The following is a 19,446-nucleotide window of genomic DNA, read 5'->3' on the forward strand; positions in this document are numbered from 1 at the left end:
GTCAGCTCACCTTTTCCGAGACGGTGGTGGGGAAAACCATTGCAGCGCGCAGGAAGTCGGCGACCCGGTCCAGTGCACGGTCGGCCTCGGGAGCGAGTAGCGGCAGAGCCTGGAACACGTGCACCTGGCCCGGCCAGATCTCGAGTTCGCAGCTGCCGCCCGCGGCGCGCACCATGTCGTGCAGGTGTTGCGCGTCGGCACTGAGCATTTCGGTGCCGCCGGCCTGCACCAACATCGGTGGCAGCGCCGTGCCGGGTGGCACCCGCAACCGCAGCCGGGGTGCGTCGGCGGGCAGGCCTCGGGTGTAGACGTGCGGCAGCCTGCTCGCCGCACGTGCCGAGATGATCGGATCCCGTTGGCGCCGTTCCTGTTCGGCGGCCAGCCCGAGGGTGAGATCGATCAGTGGGGAGAACATGGCGACCGCAGCGGGCTGTGGCCTGGTCCGGCGGCCGTTTTCGATCAGCAGATCGAGTGCCAGATGCCCGCCCGCCGAATCGCACGCGATCACCAGATCTTGCGGGGCGATGCCGCGGTCGAGCAGCCACCGATATCCTGCCTCGACATCGTCGGCGGCGGCAGGAAACCGATGCTCCGGCGCAAGCCGGTAGTCAGTGAGGAAGACCGGCAGCCCGGTCTTCTTCGACAGCTGCGAGGCAAGTCCGCGATGGGTGCGGGCCGAGCACAGCACGTATCCGCTGCCGTGAATGTAGTAGATGGCGCGCTTGCCGAAATCGACGCCGGGCGCTCGCACCCATTCGCCGCGGACCGCACCGGATCGGACCTGGATGACGGCGGTGCCGCGCAGCGGTGGCCCCGCCGCGGCCATGACGGTCGCGATCAGCTTCCGGGCGAACCAGATGCCGGGGGTGTTCATCGGCACCACATTGTTCAGTGGCCGCATCCCGATCTCCGCTGCCGTGGCAGCGAGCCGGGATCGCGCGGATGGCGCCGAGGGAACGCCGGGGACCGAGGTCCTCATTGACCTTGTCATGCATTAAGAGTCATCTATGAATGTGCCAGTTGTCAATGGTACATTTGAAAACGGCTGATTGTGGTGGGGCGCAACTGTGAGGCTGCCCGGCCTCGGTTGGGCGCGGCTTCAGGGCATCAACGTGTCGAGTCGGCTCGCCGCCGCAATGGCGACGGCGCTCGACAGCACCCGCCTGTGCGCCCCCTCCCGAACCGGCCACAGGCCGCGAGCACGGCCGACCTGCCGTAGGCCCGCGGGTTGGCCGCCGAAAGAGTTCGGCCGCCGGCTTCTCGAATAGCAGGCCTGGTCGTCGCCGTCACTCATCGGCCAGGCCGGACCACGTATCCCCATGTGATGGGCGATCCGTCGGGTAGGCCTCAGTATCCGCGCTCGGTATCGATCGGGGCGAGCAGATCTCTGCCCTCGACGAACCGTGCGACATTCGCGGCGACATGGTCGGCGAAGGCCGCCAAGCGCAGTTGCGGCGGGTTCGAATCATGCGGGGTGACAATGGCATTCGGCAGGACCCAAAGCGGATGGCCGTCGGGCAGCGGTTCTGGGTCGGTGACATCGAGGCCCGCGCCCGCGATCGCGCCCGATGCCAGCGCCGCGACCAGCGCGTCGGTGTCGATCAGGCTGCCGCGGGCCACGTTGATGACCCAGGACGACGGCTTCAGCCGAGCCAGTTCCTCCGCACCGACCAGGCGCTCGGTGGCAGGTGTCGCCGGAGCGGCGATCACGACATGGTCGGTGCGCGACCATACCTTCCCGAGTTGGCCGGCGGCGATAGTCTCGATGGTGTCGGGGATCCCGGGGCCGGTCACCGGGCGGCCGGATCGGTTGACGGCGATGATGTGCGCGCCGAGCGGCACCAGCATGGGAATCAGGGCGCGGCCGATACCGCCTGCGCCGACAATGGTGACGGTCTTGCCGCGCAAGGTGCCGACGTGTGGGAAGAAGTCCTGCTGCCGCCAGCTCGCCGCATGCAGGTGCTCGGGCAGGTAGCGCACGCCGGCCAGCAGCAGCATCAGCGCGTGCTCGGCCACGCTGGCGGCGAAAGCGCCTGCGGCGGAGGTGAATCGAATATCCGGGTGCCTGGCGAAGATGCCAGCGGTGAACCAGTCCTCGATACCGGCTGCGGGCAGCTGCACCCATTCGATGCGCTCGGGCAGTTCGTCGGGGAATTCGCCGGGGCCGCCGACCCAGATCAATCCTCGGGCCTGCGCCAGTTCCGTCAGGGTGGCCCCGCCTTCGACGACTGCCTTCTGCAGCAGTGTCGGGGCGGGGGCGCCCGGGCCGATCGCGACTGGCACCGGGAACTCGGGTCGGCTCATCTCGAGACCTCCTGCAGTAGGTACGACGGTGCGTTCGCGGTGAGGGTGGCGGCCCGCGGACTATTCGCGGGTGTCCAGAAGCGAAGGTAGCACCCGAGGCCGTCGGACCTCAGCGACAGAATCCGCGTGATCGTGATGGTCCCGGCGCTGGGGTCGTCCCGGGTTGGGTCGGTCCCCTACTCCTCGTCCAAGTCGACATCGACGCCGTCGCGTTCCGCCCAGTCCAGCAGCGGCTCGATGCGGAATATCGCATCGTCGATGCCCGCATGTAGATCGCCGAGTTCGGCGTAGCGGGCGGGCACCGTTTTCATGGTGAAGTCGTGCGGATCGACATCGGGGATTTCGTCCCAGCGGATCGGTGTGGACACGGTGGCCTCCGGCACACCGCGCACCGAATAGGCGGCCGCGATGGTGTGGTCGCGGGCATTCTGGTTGTAGTCGACGAACAGCAGTTTCGGATCGCGGTCTTTGCGCCACCACGTGGTTGTCACGTCGTCGGGCGCCCGCCGCTCGACCTCTTTCGCGAACGCCAGCGCGGCCCGGCGCACCTGCTTGAAACCGAATTCGGGTGCGATGCGGACATATACGTGCAGACCCTTGCCCCCGGAAGTCTTCGGCCAGCCGACCGCGCCGAGCTCGTCGAGCACCTCGTGCACGACACCCGCCACGCGCTGGACCCGCGACCACGGACAATCCGGCATCGGATCGAGATCGATCCGCCATTCGTCCGGGAGCTCGGTGTCGGCGCGCCGCGAATTCCACGGATGGAACTCGACCGTCGACATCTGCACTGCCCAAATGACATCGGCGAGCTCGCGCACGCACAGCTCGTCGGCCTGTCTTCCATAACGCGGGAAGAAGACTCGTACGGTCGGAATCCAGTCCGGCGCGCCTGCGGGCAGCCGCTTCTGGTGCACCTTGTCACCCGCGAGCCCCTTCGGGAACCGGTGCAGCATGCACGGCCGGTCGCGCAGCGCGTTGACGATGCCGTCCCCGACACTCAGGTAGTACTGCACCAAATCGAGCTTGGTCGCGCCGGACTCCGGGAAGTAGACCCGGTCCGGGTTGGAGATACGAATCGTGCGGTCGCCGACATCCAGCTCGATGGCGGGCGTCGCAGATTTGCTGGCCACGAGTCCGACCATAGCCGATCCACCCTGGCGTCGAACTGGTATGCATTTCGGTATGAGCAAGGCGAAGCGCGTGACGGTCACGTTGGACCCGCAGGTGGCCGTATGGGCCGAACAAGCGGCCGACCGGCAGCAACGCAGCCTGTCGTCGGTGATCAACTCCGCGCTGCGCACCGCATTGGTGCACGACAGCCTGGCGAAGCTGGTGGTCGACGATGACGCCGAGCTGGCGGCCGCCTACGCCGAGCTGGACCACACCAGGGCGGCCGAGTCCGATGACCGCGGCCCGCGCGGCGCGGCATGAGGCGCGGCGAAATCTGGCGCTACGCACCGACGTTGCGTGACGGCACGCCTTTTCCGCGGCAAACCAGAGTTGTGCTGGTATCCGATACCGCGGTGATGACCTCACCCAACCGCTGGCTGAGCGCCGTCCCGCTGATGGACGACGATCCCGGCCACGTCCTGGCCGCCGAGACCGCACACGGCTGGGCCGATGCGTTGGAGCTACACCGCATCTACCGCCCCTGGTTGGCCGAGCACCTCGGCGAGCTGACGCCCACGGAAACCGACTCCCTGGACGCCCGCCTGCGCGCCACACTCAGCCTCTGAACCGCCGAGGGGCAGGCCGGAACACTCGGCTCGCTGACTCGGCAGTCCCGAAATCAGGGCGCGATATGCCGCACTCTCGGCCTCGCCGCATCGAAGCGGTCGCCCGCGATCACGCGTCCCGCGCCGCCGAGCCCATCTCCATCGTTCCCACACAGGTCGCAATGGCTGCTGGCCGCTTCGCTACCTGCGAAAACTCTCGGCCCGGCGGTGTTGCGCGAGCACACTGGAGGAATGAAGCAAAAACTGATGCGGGCGATCCGCAGACTGATGGGCAGGAAGGTACCGGCCGGAAACCCCGGTGGCCGCGACGGCCCCGACAGCGGCGGCACGGCAGGCGTAAGAGAGCCACGCCGACCAATCCCACCGGAAGACCCATTGAGCGCGACCCGCCCCTTCACCCAAGACCCCGACCCCAAAACCATCATCCTGCCGGACCCCAACAGTGACATCCCGCGACCACTGTGAATCCGCACCGGACACCTCGTCCTCGAACTACCCATCCAGCACAGCGGATGTCGGCTTCAAGGCGGGTGTGAGCTCAGCGTCATGCCGAACAGTCCAAGAACGCATCCACAGCCAGTCCGCATGCTGGAAGCCGTGGGCCTGCCTGCCCGAGTTGCGGAAAAGAAAGCCGGGTACCTCACCTGACGTGCCCAGCACTGCCCGGTAAACCCTTGGAGGGCAGCCGAAACTGGATCGAATGGAGGTTGGTTCGAGGGGTGGGAGCCGCCATATCACTGCGCTCGCGCGGCTGGTGGCTGCGGCATGTCGGATGGTGGCTTATCGGCGCCGGGACGAGCGCAGCGCCGGACAGGATAGCGGTGTCCGAAGGTCGGCGACCTCGTCGTCTGCCTCGATGGCTGCCAGCACAACGAGGCTGAGTGGGTTCGTGCAGTGTCGCCCGCGTGGTCAGCTGGTCTGATTGATCGACGGGGTATCCGTCCACGCGGAGATGACGCGGCGAAGGTTGATCAGGACATAGGTGTCGGTTTCGGACCGGATCATGTGTTGCAGGATCGGGAGCAGTACCCGGTCGTCGCGTTTCTCTGCCGCCTGGATCGCTTGACGGCGTACTTGCGGTTGTTCGTCGGCCAGAGTACGTGCGATCAGATCCGTTGCGTCACCGCGTGCTTCGGCAAGGCGGTACAGGGACAATTCGCGGGCGCGTGCATCAGGTCGTGCGGCCAACGGGGCAAGGTCCGCGACCGTCAGGTCCCCGCTGTCGGCCAGCGCCCACAGCGCTCGCCACGTCACCTCCCGGTCGTGGTCCTCGAGTAAGGCGCGGGCTCGTTCGGCGACATCGGGTGTGCTCAGAACTCGCAACACACTGATGGCCTCGGCGCGGACCGAGGCGTCCGGATCGTTCAATGCCGCTCGCGCCGCCGCATCGATCGGGATCCCGGATCTCCAAGCGCATCCCAGCACGGTGGCCCGCACCAGTGCGGAAGGGTCTCCAGCCGCAGTCGCCAAGGCCTGAACAGCTGTTGGAGAGAGCTGGGGGAGACATTGCAGTGATGTGGCTGCGCGCGCACGTCGCTCGGGCGACGGATCGGTGGCCAGGATCCCGAGCAGTGTGGCTTCGTCTCCAGGAAGTTTGTATCCGAACCCGGCCACGTCATAACCAGCGAGCAGTTCATCCAACCAGCGCTCGTACCAGGTCAAGAAGTCGGGATCTTCCTGCACATAGGGAGCCGGGACACCGTTGAAATCGATGGCAACCAGTCGGCCGCGGCCAGGTCCGGATATCACGAGCTGGGTGCAGCTGGTGCAGCCGTGATGAACGATGGACAGCGTTCCCTGTATCGGGTCCGGGCGGTCCTGTGGTCCCTGGAACCGTTCCCACCAGTCATCGGAATACACAATTCCGGGCACGAATGGGCTCGGCTCGGTGAGGTGTCCGGCGAAGCAGTCCGCGAACATATCGTGTGCATCGGCCAATGTGAGCAACCCATAGCTCGGCCCGGCACCGCCATCTGCGACCTCGAGCAGGAACCGGCGATAGCCTTCGGGTAGCGCAACACCGTGTTCGGTTTCGAACGCCGCAACGGTCGACTCCGACAGCGGTGGGTTCAGTTGGAAGCCATGTTTGTGTGCACCGAAGGATTCCAGCAGTCTCGGGTCTGCTGCTGCCTGCGTGAGCTTGTCTGCGATCCGCGACAGCTGTGCGTCCACTGTGTTTATTTCAACCCTCTTCCTCTTGCATCCGCCCGATGTTCCACACCTGGGCGTGTACCAGGGGAGCACTCTCGCGACGGCAGCACCCGATCGGCAATCAACTCCGCCAATGCATACGCAGCCGTGGACGGGTCGGCACAGAATACGGCGGCCTGAATGAGTAACAGCTCCACCGTATCGCGTGTCGAAGACCAACTCCGAGAACGAGAACCAGGTGCCGTTGCGGTACGCGGCCATGACAGGGCTGACCATGGATCAACTGTCTCGGGCTGGACCACAGCGAGCCCGCACCGCTCGCCCGGCCGTGTCCAGCAGTCCTCGAGCGGCCAGAGTTCAGCGGCACCTTGTCGGGGCCCGTACTCGTTGCGGCTGCGCTGAAAGGATCTGGATGCCTGAGATGAGGTGCGGATCTTGCGTCTGGGCCTGTCAGGTGGGTGTCGCCAGGGCGAAGGGGAGTACTGCGGGTGCGCCTGCGGTGCGGAGGGCATGGGTGGCGAGGGTCATGGTCCAGCCGGTGTCGGTGAGGGTGTCCACCAGGAGGATCGGACCGTCTACCGAGCTGAGGTCGGGGAGCAACCAGGAGTCGTAGAGGGCGGCGACGCGGTGGGCGGAGTTCGCGGCCGAGACAGGTGGGCTGTCGGTCCGGGTTTGCAGGGTGCCGAGGTCGCGGAGGCGGCCGACTTCGGCGAGGCGGGCAGCGAGGGTGGCGGTCAGTACGGGGTAGCGGGGGGATTCCAGGGCCATGACCGAGGTGGGACGGGTGGTCCAGTTCCAGTCGCGCAGCACGGCGATGCAGGCATCGAAGACCGCGTCGGGGATGGGGTCGTCGGGGGCGTCGAGCAGGGCACGAAGGCGCTGGCCCCAGCCGAGATCGGTGAGCCTGCCCAGGACGCGGCCGGTTTCCGCGCCGTCGGAGATCTTGCCGGACAGCGGAATTCCGAGCTTCGCCATGCCTGTCGGCCACTGTTTGCGTGGCGCGAGATCGAGGCCGGGGCGGTCGAGTCGGGCTCGGGTCGCGGCGATGGCCGCGGCGTCGACCGTGACGTCCGGCCGGGTGCCCGTGCAGTTGTCGCAGCGGCCGCAGCCGGGAGAATTCCCTTCCAGAGCAGGGAGTCCCGGATCGTCGAGCTGACGGCGCAGAAACTGCATCCGGCACCCTGACGTGGACTGATAGTCGATCATGGCCTGCTGCTCGACCTCGCGAGCCGCGGCGAGGCGCTCGTAGCGTTCGGTGTCATAGGCCCATTCCTGACCGGTCGCGATCCAGCCGCCGCGGACCCGGCGCACCGCGCCGTCCACGTCGAGCACCTTGAGCACCATCTCCAGCCTGGAGCGGTTCAATTCGACCAACGGCTCCAGGGCCGCGGTCGACATGGCCCGATCGAAATCCAGCGCATCCAGCACGGCACGCACGATGTGCTCACGTGGAAAAGCGACCGAGGCGAAGTAGCTCCAGATCCTGGCGTCCTCTGGGCCGGGCAGCAGCACCACCTCGGCGCGCTCGGTTCCGCGACCCGCACGACCCACCTGCTGGTAGTAGGCGATAGGCGAGGACGGCGCGCCCACATGCACGACGAAACCCAGATCCGGTTTGTCGAAGCCCATCCCGAGCGCGGAGGTCGCGATAAGCGCCTTGACCTCGTTGTTCAGCAGCGCGGTCTCGAGCGCTTCGCGTTCAGCGGTATCGGTCTGCCCGGTATAGGCGGCCACATTGTGCCCGTGCGAATTCAAGACGTCGGCGAGATCGTGTGCAGCGGCGACGGTGAGGGTGTAGACGATGCCGGAGCCGGAAAGCTCGCCGAGGTGTCCGCTCAGCCAGGCGGTGCGCTCGACCGCGTCGGCGAAACGCACCACCGACAGGTGCAGCGATTCCCGGTCCAGGGTGCCGCGCAGCACCAGCGTGTCGGTACCGATCTGGGTGGCCACATCGGTCACCACCCGATCGTTGGCCGTCGCGGTGGTGGCCAGGACCGGAACGTCGGAGCCGAGATCGGCGATCAGTGTGCGGATCCGCCGATAGTCGGGCCGGAAGTCGTGCCCCCAGTCGGAGACGCAATGTGCTTCGTCGATGACGACGAGTCCGGCGTCGGCGGCGAGTTTCGGCAACACTTGGTCGCGAAAGTCCGGGTTGTTCAGCCGTTCGGGGCTGACCAACAGCACGTCGACATCGCCCGAGGCCACCTGATCGTGGATCTCGTCCCATTCGGTGACATTGCCCGAGTTGATGGTCGCCGCCACCACGCCGGCCCGTTGCGCGGCCGCGACCTGGTTGCGCATCAGCGCGAGCAGCGGCGACACGATCACCGTCGGCCCGCGCCCCGCCCTGCGCAGCAGCTTGGCCGCGATGAAATACACCGCCGACTTACCCCAGCCGGTGCGCTGCACCACCAGCGCCCGGCGCCGCTGCACCACCAGCGCCTCGATTGCCGTCCACTGGTCCTCGCGTAGCCGCGCTTGCGGCCCCGCGAGTTCGCGCAGCAGTTCCTCGGCACGCTCGCGCAGTGGCGAGGTGAGGTCGATCGCTTCGCTGTGCGCGGCCGTGGTCATGGGCTCCATCGTGCCGGATGGCACCGACAGCGGTTCGGGCCGCGTCGTCGGCCGCCGTTCCGGGGGTAGTCGCCGCGGATGTGATCCGAGCCGACATGTGTCGCTGCGCGCGAACCGGTGCGCGCCGACGCCGACGCAAGAAACACCTCTGCCCGGTGCCGGCGGGCACTCGCGTGCCCGATGGCGACCAGGGCGACTGTCGGATGGTTGTCAGGACATGCGCGAGCACTGCTTTGTCCTGCGCCGATCCCGTTACGAAACGTGAAATCCCGCTGGACACCGGACAATAGGGTGAGAGGATTTCCTCGGCACCGCGGGACCGCGCAGGAGGCAACCATGTCGAGCAGCTATCAGCCACCGCCCGGTTGGTCGCCGCCCGGCGCCCAGTTCCGCACCAGCGGCAACGCCTCACGGACCGTGGTCGGCACCGTGATCGGCTTGGTGGTGACGCCGATCGGGGTCGGGCTTGCCGCACACGGGGCACTGGACACCCGGCAATGGGTCATCTTCGGTGATGTGGGCTCGCGGTGGGGATCCACCTTCCAAATGGTCGGCGGGGCGCTACTGCTGTTCCTGGTGGCAACCTTGGCGGGCTATTCCCCGGCAGGCACCGTGATCGCCGGCCTCGTCTGGGGCCTCATCCCGGGCGTCGCACACTTGACCTTCCCGGACGACACCTGGCGAATCGTCGAAGACCTACCCCGTCTGTCCGGCGAGATGCACCAAGCGCTGCACGCCTGGCTGATGAACGGCTTCGCCCTCATCACCGGCATGATGCTGGTCGGCTCCGGCATCGCAGCCACCATGAGACGTCGCTGAACCCGGCACCACCCAGCTCGCGGCTGCCCTCGCGGTTGCCTCGGACAGCCGGGCCTGCTGCCGGTGGCGAAACGAGAAGCCGGCGATCGGAATCCGGCACGCTTGCCCTGCGAGCCGGGCCGGCCGCGCCCACACTCGATGGGCGCGGCCGCCCGTCAACCCTTGACGCAGAGCACCTGACGCAGCGTGGCGACAATATCGACCAGGTCCTGCTGCGCTGCGATGACCTCGTCGATGTCCTTGTACGCGGCCGGGATCTCGTCGACCACGCCCGCGTCCTTGCGGGACTCGACGCCCTCGGTCTGGGCGATCAGGTCGGCGACGGTGAACTGCTTCTTGGCCGCGTTGCGGCTCATCCGCCGTCCTGCACCGTGCGAGGCCGACTGGAACGAGGCGGGATTTCCCTTGCCGCGCACCACATAGGAGCGGGTGCCCATCGAGCCGGGGATCAACGCGAGGTCGCCCGCCCCGGCGCGCACCGCGCCCTTCCTGGTCACCAGCATCGGCACGCCGTCGATCGTCTCCTCGGCCACATAGTTGTGGTGGCATGAAATCGGGTCGTCGAAACCCACCACACGTCCGGCGAACTCGTCCCGGACCGTACGGCAGACCAGCGACAGCATCACCGCGCGGTTACGTGCGGCGTACTCCTGCGCCCAGGTCAGATCGCGCCGATAGGCATCCATCTCCGGTGTGCCGGAAAGGAATACGGCCAGATCGCGATCCGGCAGGTCGGCGTTGTGCGGCAGCCGCCGCGCGACTGTCATGTGCCGCTCGGCGAGTTCCTTGCCGATATTCCGGCTGCCGGAGTGCAGCAGAATCCACACCGAGTCGTTCTCATCGAGGCATACCTCGATGAAGTGGTTGCCGCCGCCGAGCGAACCGATCTGCCTGTGCGCCTTGGACTCCAGCGCCTGCACCCCGGGGTTCAGCGACCCGAAGGACGACCAGAACCGATCCCAGCCCGTCTTGTACCGCGCGAGGTCGCCGTGCGATGCGGCGAACTCCCCGCCGAGCCGGGAGACATCGACCGCGTCCTTGTGCGCCTGGAAACCGACCGGCACCGCCGCTTCGATGCGCGAGCGCAGCGAATGCAGATTGTCCGGAAGGTCGGCGGCGGTGAGGTCGGTTTTCACGCTCTCCATGCCGCAGCCGATGTCGACACCGACGGCGGCGGGCGCCACCGCGTCCTTCATCGCGATGACCGAGCCGACCGTCGCGCCTTTACCGAGATGAACGTCCGGCATCACGCGGACGCCGTGCACCCAGGGCAGTTGCGCGATATTTCGCAGTTGCCGCAGCGCGGCCTGGTCGATGTCGTGCTCGTGGGCCCACATCAGCGTCTGCGCCCTGGTGCCGCGCAGCTCGACGGGAAACATGGGGAACGTCCTTCTCTCGATTGATCTGTTCCCCCAACGCTAGAGGTCGTTGCGTCGGCCTCGCATTCCATTATCCGCCGTCAGTGCTCCATGAAGTAGGGCGCAAGGCCACATAATTTCCAGGCCCCGCCGCGCGGCGCGCCTTCGTCCCGGTGTAGTCGATGTCCTTGAAGACTGCCGGTATTTGCCGGCACATCAATGCATGCCTCGTGCGCGAGGAAGCTCGCCGATCCGGGCCGGTTCGGGTGAGTCCGGTGATCGTGTAGGTGAAAGCCGTGTCGTCGAGCTCTGGGGCGATCCGCCCGTCGTATTGCGCTGTGTACTGCATGACCAGCGCGTCGACCGATGCCGACGCCTCGGGAAGTGCCAGCGCACCGAACTCCTGCCATCGCGCGGCGTCGGTGGTGGCGGCAGGCTCGTCGACCGCTCGAACCAGCGCGGGTCGGTGCCGGTCGGATTGCCCGTTGTCATCCGCGCGTCCGGTGCGTCGAACACCACGGCCGAATTCATCCAGAATGAGTGCTCGACGTCGGTCCGTGATGCGGGATGGGCGGGTAGTGTTGCTTCGCATTGCCGTGCGCGACAGCGGCGACCAGCCGTTCGGCGTCGGCGACGGTGATCGCGTCCGCGGCCAGCCATTCGTCGAGCAGTAGGCCGAGACCGCGGCGCCAGAGTTTCGCACCGAGATAGTGCAGTTCGGGCAGTCCGTAGCCGTCGGAGGAGTAGCACAGCGATCGGAACGGCGCGAGCTCGAGCGTCTCGGCCAGCACAGCCGAAGAGCGATGTCCCACATAGGGAATCGCCAGTCCGACGTCCATCAGCACATGTGGATACGCATGCGCGAGATACGCGGCGTTGCGGTGGAAGGGCCAGCAGTGCAAGAGCACGACGGTGAGCCCGGTATCCGCGGTCGAACGCAGGAAATCGGTGAGCAACAGGGGATCGGCGCGTGTCGAGCGCAGGTCGGTGTCGCCGAATCCGGTGTGGAACTGTAGCGGGAGACCCAGCTCGGCGCCGAGGCGCGCGCCGAGTCCGATAAGGCGGCCCAGTGTCTGCGGATCGGTAAGGCGTTGTTCAGAGGTGACCGTAGTCGGGTCCGTGTGCACGAGTGGAAAATCCAAGCCGCACCGGTAGGCGACTATCGTCTTGAAGCCGACAGCCTGTCGGGCTCGCTCGCGCAGTGCGGCTTCAACATGATCGAATAGTGTTGCGGGCGTGCCGATCTCGGCAATAACCTGTTCGGCGACCTGCTCGAGACGCACAACCTCGCCGACCTCTCCCGCGGCGAGCTCGGCAAAGGCCGCCAGGTCATCGGACCCGAAACCGGTGTCGAGGAACCATCGAGTCGTGCCGGCCGCACGCAATAAGCGCGCCGAGACCTCGCGCCAGCCCAGTTCGGCGCGACGGGTCAGATAGTCGTCCGGTTCGGCGTGCGGCGGCAGGTCGAGCACGGGCGCACACCAGCGCCGCACCGCGAGTCCGATCGATGACTCGAACGTTCCGCGCTGCCCTTCGCCCAGCAACTCCTCGAAGTGCGGCAGGTCCAGGTCATCGGTGACCACGCCGTGGCAATGGTGGTCGGTGAGCGGGACACCGTCGGTGAGCATCGCTAGAACCGCCAGCGTGTGAGCTCGACCAGTTCTGCCGCGGAGGTGTCGCGATAGCGCTTGGCCTCGGCGCGGCGCACGGTGAGCAGCGCGTCGTGCAATTCGGGTCCCATGGCCTCGGCGAGCACGGCCGACTCCGCAAGTCGATCCGCGGCCTCCGACGGCGCGGTCGGCAGTCGGCGCACACCGGAGATCATCAATGCTTCGGCATCGAATGTCGCTGGGTCGCCGGTGATTTCGGCGGGCAGTCGGAGTTCGTCAGCGATGCCGGCGAGGCCGGCGGCGATGACCGAGCCGACGATCAGGTAGGGGTTTCCGGTCGCGTCGAAGCATTTGACCTCGGCGTTGGCCGCCCACGGTTCGGTGCCGCGCACCCCGGTGACGTAGCGCAGCGCCGCCTCCCGTGTCTCGCGGCCCCAGCATTGCCACACCCCGGCCCACCGGGACGGTTCCAGACGCAGGAAGCTCGCCGGATTGCCCGCGCCGACGGCGACCAGGGCGGGTAGTTCACGCAGCACACCGGCCAGGAACGATTCGCCCGCGCCGCGCATACCGTACGGGCCATGGCCGCCGACGAACAGCGAACCATCCTCGTCGTGTGCCGAAAGGTGGAGGTGGGCACCGGAACCCGCGCCGCCCGGTTCGATGCAGGGCGCGAGCAGTGCGCGCCAACCGTGTTGCAGGCTGACCTGCCGGATGGTGTGCCGGACCAGCACCGCGTCGTCGGCGGCCGCGACCGGATCCTTCGCCGCGACCGATAATTCCAATTGTGACAGCGCATATTCGGGATGGAACTGCTCGACCATGACCCCTTGCCGCTGCAGCGCGCTGACCAGGTCTCTTGCGTAGTCGCCGACCTGGCCGAACCGAATGATGCCGTAGGCGGGGCCGGTTACGACGGGAGTGAAACCGTGGCCGTCGGGATCGTCCCGTCCGACCGACCACTCGGTTTCGAAGGCCATCGACAACCGCATACCCACCCGTTGCGCCGCCTCGGTCTGCCGCGCCGCAAAGGCACGCTGGCAGGCGGTGAACCGCATGCCATCCTGGGTGAACTTATCGACAGGCGCCCAGGCCCAGCCGGTCTGGCAGGCAAGCTCGGTGAGCCTCGACAAATCCGGAACCAGACGCAGATCGCCGTCCGGGCCGCCGAGATACCGCCCGACGGCCATCAGATCGTCGAACGCGAACGTCTCGAAGCACGGCGACACCCCGACGCCATAACGCGCCGCATGCGCGAGCTGGGATTTCGGCACCGTCTTGACTCGGGTGATACCGGCGTTGTCCACGAACGACAGCACGACCATATCGGCGCCCAGCCTGCTGATGACGGCCTCCGCGTCGTCGTCGGCGGGTATGCGTTCCGGCATGGTTGGCATGACCCGCAACGATAGTCGGCGACGGTCGCGGTCGGCGCAGACTCGGCGGCAGCGTGTTCAATATCGGGCAGCTCGGGTGTGTTACCGCGGCGGGAGCGCCGCCTCGATCCGTTCCTGTGTCGGTATCGAAGAACTCGCGCCGAGTGTGGTCGTTGCCAGCGCACCGGCAGTGCTCGCCCATGCCAATGCGGCCTCGGGGCCACGGTGCCAGGCCGCGGCGAGAGCGCCGGTGAAGGTGTCGCCCGCACCGGTGGTGTCGATCGCCTCGACTCGGGGGCTGGGCTGTGACAGCTCCCTGCCGTTGGGTCCGCGGTAAGTGGCGCCGTCCGCGCCGTGGGTGATCACCAGATGCGCTACGGGCTCGAGATCGGAGCCGAGGTGTTTGGCCTCGCCCGAATTCACCACCGCCACATCGACATGTGCCCACAGGTCGGCCATCAGATGTTGTGCCGGAGAAGGATTCAGCACCACAACGGTCCCGTTCGCGCTGGCATGCATGACCGCGGCTGCCACGGTGTCGACCGGAATCTCCAACTGGCACAGCAGAATATCGGCGGCCGCGATCACTGCCAGATCCGCGTCGGTGAGTGCCGTCATGGCGGCATTGGCCCCGCCGACCACGATGATGCTGTTCTCGCCGCCCGCATCGACCACGATCGCGGCGATTCCGCTCGGACCGGCGACGGTGCGCAATCGCCCGGTGCCGACGCCCGAATCGTTCAGCACGCCCTGCAGCGCTCCGGCGAAGACATCGTCACCGACCGCGCCGAGGAATTCGACAGCCCCGCCTGCTCGCTGAGCCGCGATCGCCTGATTGGCGCCCTTCCCGCCGGGCACCATGGCGAACCCGGTGCCGAGCACGGTCTCCCCAGGAGCGGGGCGCTGCTCGGTGGTGGTGACGAGGTCCATATTGATGCTGCCAAGCACGGCGATTGCGGGCTTGCTCGGGTCGGCGGTCATACGCGCGACGGTAGTCCCAGCCCGCGCAGCTACGTGTCACATGGGGGTGCGGCGTAAGCCTCGGCACCGGCGACCCGGCCGGTGTGAGGTCCCAGTGGGTTCAACGTGGTGAGCACGGCGTTGCCGTTCGCGCGCTACCCCGGCTTTGTATCGCCCTCTAACATGTGGCAGCGCAGCTGTACCGGGGCTTCGAGTGGGTGAAACCGGTGCAAAACCGGGTGCGTAGGCTGTACCCATGACGTCAGGTACGACGACCGAGCAGGATACTCGCGAAGTGGTGCACGAGGCCGCGCGCAAGGCTCGCGTCGCCTCCCGTGCGCTGGCTCGCCTGACCACTGCGCAGAAGGATGCCGCGCTGCATGCCGCGGCCGATGCGCTGCTCGCCACCGCAGACCGGGTGCTCGAGGCCAATCTCGAAGATCTGCTGGTCGCGAAGTCGTCGGGTGTGGAGGAGTCGCTGCTGGACCGGCTGCGGCTGACCAAGGCCAGGATCGACGGGATTGCCTCCGGGCTGCGGCAGGTCGCCGGGCTGCCGGATCCGATCGGGACAGTGGTGCGTGGTTCGACGCTGCCCAACGGGCTGGAGATCCGCCAGGTGCGGGTGCCGCTCGGCGTGGTCGGCATGGTGTACGAGGCGCGGCCGAATGTCACCGTCGACGCGTTCGGGCTGGCGCTGAAGTCCGGCAATGCCGTGCTGCTGCGCGGCTCGTCCTCGGCGGCGCATTCGAACAGCGCCCTTGTCGCCGTCCTGCGGGAAGCGCTTGCTACGCAAGGCATTCCGGAATACGCCGTGCAGCTGCTGCCCAGCGCCGATCGCTCCAGCGTGACGCACCTTATCCAGGCGCGAGGCCTGGTCGACGTGGTGATCCCGCGCGGCGGCGCCGGTCTGATCAATGCCGTGGTCCGCGACGCGACGGTGCCGACCATCGAGACCGGCACCGGCAACTGCCACGTCTACGTGCACGCCGCCGCCGACCTGGAGATGGCCGAGAACATCCTGATCAACGGCAAGACCCGCCGCCCGAGCGTGTGCAACGCCATCGAGACGGTGCTCATCGATGACGCGATCGCCACCACCGCGGTGCCACGCCTGATCGAGGCGCTGGAACGGCACGGCGTCACCGTCCACGGTGACCTGCCCGGTCTGGTGCCCGCCAACGAGAAGGACTGGGGCGAGGAGTACCTGACCCTCGACATCGCGCTGAAGGTGGTCGACGACCTGGACGCGGCCGTCGAGCACATCAACACCTGGGGCACCGGCCACACCGAAGCCATCGTCACCGGCGAGGTCGCCGCGGCCCGCGAGTTCACCAGCCGAGTCGACGCCGCCGCGGTCATGGTGAACGCGTCCACCGCGTTCACCGACGGCGAGCAGTTCGGCTTCGGCGCGGAGATCGGCATCTCCACCCAGAAGTTGCATGCCCGCGGCCCGATGGCGTTGCCGGAACTGACCTCCACCAAGTGGATCGTGTGGGGCGACGGCCAGATCCGGCCGGTTTAGAGCTCTGTAGATAAGGAGTGCGGCGGCTCGTTCCGCTCACCCGAGGAAGGACAACCCGTGGCGGAAGCACCGCAGCAGCCGATTTTTACGTCGGTCGACGATGTGATCGAACAGCTCGCGACCACCGGCTACTTGGCCGACAAGGCCACCGCCACTTCGGTTTTCCTGGCCGACCGGCTCGGCAAGCCGCTGTTGATCGAGGGTCCGGCCGGTGTCGGAAAGACCGAGCTGGCCAGGGCGGTCGCGCAGACCGCAGGCGCCGAATTGGTACGCCTGCAATGCTATGAGGGTGTCGACGAGGCCCGCGCACTGTACGAGTGGAACCACGCCAAGCAGATTTTGCGTATCCAGGCCTCCAGCGAAAACGACTGGGAAGAAACGAAAGCCGACGTTTTCACCGAGGAGTTCCTGCTCACCCGGCCACTGCTGACCGCGATCCGGCGCACCGAACCTACGGTGCTGCTGATCGACGAGACCGACAAGGCCGACGTCGAGATCGAGGGTCTGCTGCTCGAGGTGCTCAGCGATTTCGCGGTCACCGTCCCGGAGTTGGGGACCATTACCGCCGAGCGTAAACCGTTCGTGGTGCTGACTTCCAACGCCACCCGCGAACTGTCCGAGGCACTCAAGCGTCGCTGCCTCTACCTGCACCTGGACTTCCCGGACGAAGAGCTGGAGCGCCGCATCCTGGCCAGCCGGGTGCCGGAGCTGTCCGCCGCGGTCGCTGCCCAGCTGGTGCGAATCGTGCACGTGCTGCGCGATATGCAGCTCAAGAAGCTGCCCTCGGTCGCCGAATCGATCGACTGGGGTCGCACGCTGCTCGCGCTCGGGCTGACCGACTTGGACGACAAGACCGTGCGCGCCACGCTCGGCGTCGTGCTCAAGCATCAGGCCGACCATCAGCGTGCGGTCGCCGAGCTGAAGCTGGCCTGAGCCATGTCTACGGGATCGATCCCTGCGGACGCCGCGCTGATGGATGCGCCGCACGGATTACCCGGGCACCTGGTCGGATTCGTCGAAGCGCTGCGGACGCGCGGTATTCCGGTGGGTCCGTCGGAGACCGTGGACGCGGGCCGGGCGGTGACCGTGCTCGACCTGATGGACCGTGACGTGCTGCGCGAGGGGCTGGCGTGTGCGTTGCTGCGCCGCACCACGCATCGCACGACCTTCGACGGGCTGTTCGACCTGTGGTTTCCGATCGCGGTGGGTGAGCGCACCGCGGTAGGCGACGAGGTCGAGATTCCCAAGACAGCCTCGGGCGAGGTAGACATCCAAGCCCTGCGGGAATTGCTCGCGGAACTGCTGGCCCAAGAATCGACCGAGGCGCAGCTGGAGGCGCTGGCCGCCCAGCTGGTCGAGCAGCTCGGTCAGTATCAGTCCGCGAGTGGGTCGTCGTTTTCGGCCTACAAGGCATTGAAAGACGTGCAGCCGCAAACCTTGCTTGCCAAGATCCTGGCCGGCTTGGCGGCCGGGCCGGACGCCAGCGCGTTCGACACCGAGATCACCAGGCGGGCCGCTCGCGGGCGCATCAACGGGTTCCGTGCGTCGGTGGAAGCGGAAACCCGGCGGCGGGTGGCCGAGCGGATCGGCCGCGAACGCGTCGCGAGCTACGCCGTCTCGCGGCAATCCGAGGACGTCGATTTCCTGCGCGCCTCGGAATCCGAGCTGATCGAGATGCGGCGCAGCACCCAAAGACTCGCGCGCATCCTCGCCTCTCGACTCGCGGTGCGGCGCAGACATTCCCGTCGCGGCGAAATAGATCTGCGCAAAACCCTGCGGAAGTCGATGTCGACCGGTGGCGTGCCCATCGACCTGGTGAATCGCAAGCCGCGGCCCGGCCGCCCGGAGCTGGTCCTGCTGTGCGACGTGTCCGGCTCGGTGGCCGGCTTCAGCAACTTCACCCTGCTGCTGGTCAACGCGCTGCGCGAACAATTCTCGCGGGTAAGGATTTTCGCGTTCGTCGACCAGACCGATGAGGTCACCCGATTCTTCGATCCGCGCACGCAGCTCGACACTGCGATGACCCGGATCTTCACCGAGGCGGCTGTCGTCGGCATGGACGGACACTCCGACTACGGCAACGCGCTGGCCGGATTCGTCAGAGACTTTCCCGATGCCGTCACTGCCCGCAGCTCACTGCTGATCCTCGGTGACGCACGCACCAATTATCGTGACCCCGAACTGGATACGCTGCGGTCGCTGGTGCGCACCGCCAAGCACGCGCACTGGCTCAATCCGGAGATGCGAACCAACTGGGGTTCCGGCGATTCCGCCGCCGACAAGTACCAGCAGGTGATCGAGATGCACGAATGTCGCTCCGCCAGCCAGCTGACCGCGGTGGTGTCTCGGCTGCTGCCCGTGTAAGGAGCCGACATGGATGAGACGAAACTGCTGGAGTATTGCCTGGCGAAACCCGGCGCCTGGCAGGACGAACCGTGGGAGGGCGATATCGTCGCCAAGGTCGGCGACAAGATCTTCGCGTTCCTGGGCTCGGCCTCGGTCGGGCTCAAATGCGGCCGCAACCGGGAGGAAGCCGACGAGCTGATCCGGGTCTACCCGCAGGACGTAGCGGCCTCCGCCTACATCGGCAGGTACGGCTGGAACAGCGTCGAGCTCGGCGGCGCGGTTCCCGACGACGAGCTAACCGAACTCGTCGACCAGTCCTATGACGCCGTCGTGAGCAAGCTGCCGAAGTCGAAACGCCCCACCGCCTGAAGGTTGTCAAGCTTTCGTTAAGCCGACCATTGGCGGGTAGCAGCACTATCGGTCGCCATGGTGAACAGAACGCCGGGCTGCTCGCCTGCCTCACGGTGGCCGAGACCAGTGGTCCGCGGACTGAGCCGAATCGCCGACCCCGTCCTCACCATGACGGCGATCGAATCCTGCTACGGCCGAGCGCTATTGATGACCCACCGTCCGCTGCGTCCGGCCGACACACTGCTGGTCAACCGAGCGTTCGGTGAATTCCTCGACTGGGCGACACAAGGCTCGGTCGGTGGGCTGCGGCGGGGTGAGGTTGCGGTGGCGTGTGGGTGA

At 67.0% G+C, this 19,446-nt stretch carries 19 protein-coding genes; 9 read left to right on the forward strand and 10 right to left on the reverse strand.

What is annotated here, in order from left to right; all coding sequences use genetic code 11:
* Window position 1 precedes the first annotated feature (1 nt).
* The 3 genes from ACLMAL_RS14825 to ligD all read right to left on the reverse strand — a co-directional run bounded on the left by ACLMAL_RS14825 (window position 2) and on the right by ligD (window position 3,449).
* Complete coding sequence (locus ACLMAL_RS14825) at window positions 2–991, reverse strand: alpha/beta hydrolase (RefSeq protein WP_411999591.1); 990 nt, start codon at window positions 989–991, stop codon at window positions 2–4.
* A gap of 356 nt (window positions 992–1,347) precedes the next feature.
* A complete protein-coding gene (locus ACLMAL_RS14830) occupies window positions 1,348–2,304 on the reverse strand; it encodes a D-isomer specific 2-hydroxyacid dehydrogenase family protein (RefSeq protein ID WP_411999592.1) in 957 nt (318 codons plus the stop codon).
* 176 nt (window positions 2,305–2,480) lie between these two features.
* On the reverse strand, window positions 2,481–3,449 hold the full coding sequence (gene ligD / locus ACLMAL_RS14835; RefSeq protein WP_411999593.1) for a non-homologous end-joining DNA ligase: 969 nt from the start codon (window positions 3,447–3,449) through the stop codon (window positions 2,481–2,483).
* A 40-nt stretch (window positions 3,450–3,489) separates the two neighbouring features.
* On the opposite strand from ligD, the gene ACLMAL_RS14840 reads away from it, so the two are divergent.
* The 3 genes from ACLMAL_RS14840 (at window position 3,490) to ACLMAL_RS14850 (ending at window position 4,508) form a co-directional block, all read left to right on the forward strand.
* The gene (locus tag ACLMAL_RS14840) at window positions 3,490–3,738 is read left to right on the forward strand and encodes a hypothetical protein (protein WP_328410516.1); all 249 of its coding nucleotides are present in this window, start codon (window positions 3,490–3,492) and stop codon (window positions 3,736–3,738) included.
* On the forward strand, window positions 3,735–4,043 hold the full coding sequence (locus tag ACLMAL_RS14845) for a hypothetical protein (RefSeq protein WP_328410517.1): 309 nt from the start codon (window positions 3,735–3,737) through the stop codon (window positions 4,041–4,043). The genes ACLMAL_RS14840 and ACLMAL_RS14845 overlap by 4 nt, the downstream gene beginning before the upstream one ends.
* 231 nt (window positions 4,044–4,274) lie before the next feature.
* A complete protein-coding gene (locus ACLMAL_RS14850) occupies window positions 4,275–4,508 on the forward strand; it encodes a hypothetical protein (protein WP_411999594.1) in 234 nt (77 codons plus the stop codon).
* Window positions 4,509–4,952: 444 nt separating this feature from the next.
* Here ACLMAL_RS14850 and ACLMAL_RS14855 read toward each other — a convergent pair whose 3' ends face one another.
* Both ACLMAL_RS14855 and ACLMAL_RS14860 read right to left on the reverse strand, forming a co-directional pair.
* A complete protein-coding gene (locus tag ACLMAL_RS14855) occupies window positions 4,953–6,215 on the reverse strand; it encodes a HEAT repeat domain-containing protein (RefSeq protein WP_411999595.1) in 1,263 nt (420 codons plus the stop codon).
* A 429-nt stretch (window positions 6,216–6,644) separates the two neighbouring features.
* A complete protein-coding gene (locus ACLMAL_RS14860; protein WP_411999596.1) occupies window positions 6,645–8,765 on the reverse strand; it encodes a RecQ family ATP-dependent DNA helicase in 2,121 nt (706 codons plus the stop codon).
* Window positions 8,766–9,101: 336 nt separating this feature from the next.
* Here ACLMAL_RS14860 and ACLMAL_RS14865 point away from each other — a divergent pair, with 336 nt between their 5' ends.
* A complete protein-coding gene (locus ACLMAL_RS14865) occupies window positions 9,102–9,584 on the forward strand; it encodes a hypothetical protein (RefSeq protein ID WP_411999597.1) in 483 nt (160 codons plus the stop codon).
* A 155-nt stretch (window positions 9,585–9,739) separates the two neighbouring features.
* Here the strand turns inward: ACLMAL_RS14865 and ACLMAL_RS14870 are convergent, their stop codons facing one another.
* From ACLMAL_RS14870 to ACLMAL_RS14890, 5 genes are all read right to left on the reverse strand, one after another.
* Complete coding sequence (locus ACLMAL_RS14870; RefSeq protein WP_411999598.1) at window positions 9,740–10,963, reverse strand: RtcB family protein; 1,224 nt, start codon at window positions 10,961–10,963, stop codon at window positions 9,740–9,742.
* A gap of 70 nt (window positions 10,964–11,033) precedes the next feature.
* The gene (locus ACLMAL_RS14875; protein ID WP_411999599.1) at window positions 11,034–11,534 is read right to left on the reverse strand and encodes a hypothetical protein; all 501 of its coding nucleotides are present in this window, start codon (window positions 11,532–11,534) and stop codon (window positions 11,034–11,036) included.
* Entirely contained in the window at window positions 11,470–12,570 is a 1,101-nt protein-coding gene (locus ACLMAL_RS14880; protein WP_411999600.1) for an amidohydrolase family protein, read from the reverse strand. Before ACLMAL_RS14880 ends, ACLMAL_RS14875 begins: the two co-directional genes overlap by 65 nt.
* Window positions 12,571–12,572: 2 nt before the next feature.
* Window positions 12,573–13,949 (reverse strand): glutamine synthetase, encoded by a 1,377-nt coding sequence (locus ACLMAL_RS14885; RefSeq protein ID WP_411999601.1) that lies wholly within the window; start codon window positions 13,947–13,949, stop codon window positions 12,573–12,575.
* 81 nt (window positions 13,950–14,030) lie between these two features.
* Window positions 14,031–14,909, reverse strand: coding sequence for a ribokinase (locus ACLMAL_RS14890; RefSeq protein WP_411999602.1), 879 nt, complete (start codon window positions 14,907–14,909; stop codon window positions 14,031–14,033).
* Window positions 14,910–15,144: 235 nt separating this feature from the next.
* Between ACLMAL_RS14890 and ACLMAL_RS14895 the strand changes: the two genes are divergently transcribed.
* From ACLMAL_RS14895 to ACLMAL_RS14915, 5 genes are all read left to right on the forward strand, one after another.
* The gene (locus ACLMAL_RS14895) at window positions 15,145–16,410 is read left to right on the forward strand and encodes a glutamate-5-semialdehyde dehydrogenase (RefSeq protein ID WP_411999603.1); all 1,266 of its coding nucleotides are present in this window, start codon (window positions 15,145–15,147) and stop codon (window positions 16,408–16,410) included.
* A 57-nt stretch (window positions 16,411–16,467) separates the two neighbouring features.
* A complete protein-coding gene (locus ACLMAL_RS14900; protein WP_411999604.1) occupies window positions 16,468–17,343 on the forward strand; it encodes an AAA family ATPase in 876 nt (291 codons plus the stop codon).
* 3 nt (window positions 17,344–17,346) lie between these two features.
* Entirely contained in the window at window positions 17,347–18,774 is a 1,428-nt protein-coding gene (locus tag ACLMAL_RS14905) for a vWA domain-containing protein (protein ID WP_411999605.1), read from the forward strand.
* A 9-nt stretch (window positions 18,775–18,783) separates the two neighbouring features.
* The gene (locus tag ACLMAL_RS14910) at window positions 18,784–19,125 is read left to right on the forward strand and encodes an MmcQ/YjbR family DNA-binding protein (protein WP_411999606.1); all 342 of its coding nucleotides are present in this window, start codon (window positions 18,784–18,786) and stop codon (window positions 19,123–19,125) included.
* A gap of 108 nt (window positions 19,126–19,233) precedes the next feature.
* Window positions 19,234–19,446, forward strand: a complete 213-nt coding sequence (locus ACLMAL_RS14915) for a hypothetical protein (protein ID WP_411999607.1) — start codon at window positions 19,234–19,236, stop codon at window positions 19,444–19,446.

Origin of the sequence: Nocardia sp. CWNU-33 (assembly GCF_046764895.1) — a bacterium.
Classification (GTDB): domain Bacteria; phylum Actinomycetota; class Actinomycetes; order Mycobacteriales; family Mycobacteriaceae; genus Nocardia.

Excerpts from the sequence above, each read along its gene's own strand:
- ACLMAL_RS14825 (WP_411999591.1), bottom strand. The coding sequence starts at position 991 with ATGACAAGGTCAATGAGGACCTCGGTCCCCGGCGTTCCCTCGGCGCCA.
- ACLMAL_RS14830 (WP_411999592.1), bottom strand. The coding sequence starts at position 2,304 with ATGAGCCGACCCGAGTTCCCGGTGCCAGTCGCGATCGGCCCGGGCGCC.
- ligD (WP_411999593.1), bottom strand. The coding sequence starts at position 3,449 with ATGGTCGGACTCGTGGCCAGCAAATCTGCGACGCCCGCCATCGAGCTG.
- ACLMAL_RS14840 (WP_328410516.1), top strand. The coding sequence starts at position 3,490 with ATGAGCAAGGCGAAGCGCGTGACGGTCACGTTGGACCCGCAGGTGGCC.
- ACLMAL_RS14845 (WP_328410517.1), top strand. The coding sequence starts at position 3,735 with ATGAGGCGCGGCGAAATCTGGCGCTACGCACCGACGTTGCGTGACGGC.
- ACLMAL_RS14850 (WP_411999594.1), top strand. The coding sequence starts at position 4,275 with ATGAAGCAAAAACTGATGCGGGCGATCCGCAGACTGATGGGCAGGAAG.
- ACLMAL_RS14860 (WP_411999596.1), bottom strand. The coding sequence starts at position 8,765 with ATGACCACGGCCGCGCACAGCGAAGCGATCGACCTCACCTCGCCACTG.
- ACLMAL_RS14865 (WP_411999597.1), top strand. The coding sequence starts at position 9,102 with ATGTCGAGCAGCTATCAGCCACCGCCCGGTTGGTCGCCGCCCGGCGCC.
- ACLMAL_RS14870 (WP_411999598.1), bottom strand. The coding sequence starts at position 10,963 with ATGTTTCCCGTCGAGCTGCGCGGCACCAGGGCGCAGACGCTGATGTGG.
- ACLMAL_RS14875 (WP_411999599.1), bottom strand. The coding sequence starts at position 11,534 with ATGCGAAGCAACACTACCCGCCCATCCCGCATCACGGACCGACGTCGA.
- ACLMAL_RS14880 (WP_411999600.1), bottom strand. The coding sequence starts at position 12,570 with ATGCTCACCGACGGTGTCCCGCTCACCGACCACCATTGCCACGGCGTG.
- ACLMAL_RS14885 (WP_411999601.1), bottom strand. The coding sequence starts at position 13,949 with ATGCCAACCATGCCGGAACGCATACCCGCCGACGACGACGCGGAGGCC.
- ACLMAL_RS14890 (WP_411999602.1), bottom strand. The coding sequence starts at position 14,909 with ATGACCGCCGACCCGAGCAAGCCCGCAATCGCCGTGCTTGGCAGCATC.
- ACLMAL_RS14895 (WP_411999603.1), top strand. The coding sequence starts at position 15,145 with ATGACGTCAGGTACGACGACCGAGCAGGATACTCGCGAAGTGGTGCAC.
- ACLMAL_RS14905 (WP_411999605.1), top strand. The coding sequence starts at position 17,347 with ATGTCTACGGGATCGATCCCTGCGGACGCCGCGCTGATGGATGCGCCG.
- ACLMAL_RS14910 (WP_411999606.1), top strand. The coding sequence starts at position 18,784 with ATGGATGAGACGAAACTGCTGGAGTATTGCCTGGCGAAACCCGGCGCC.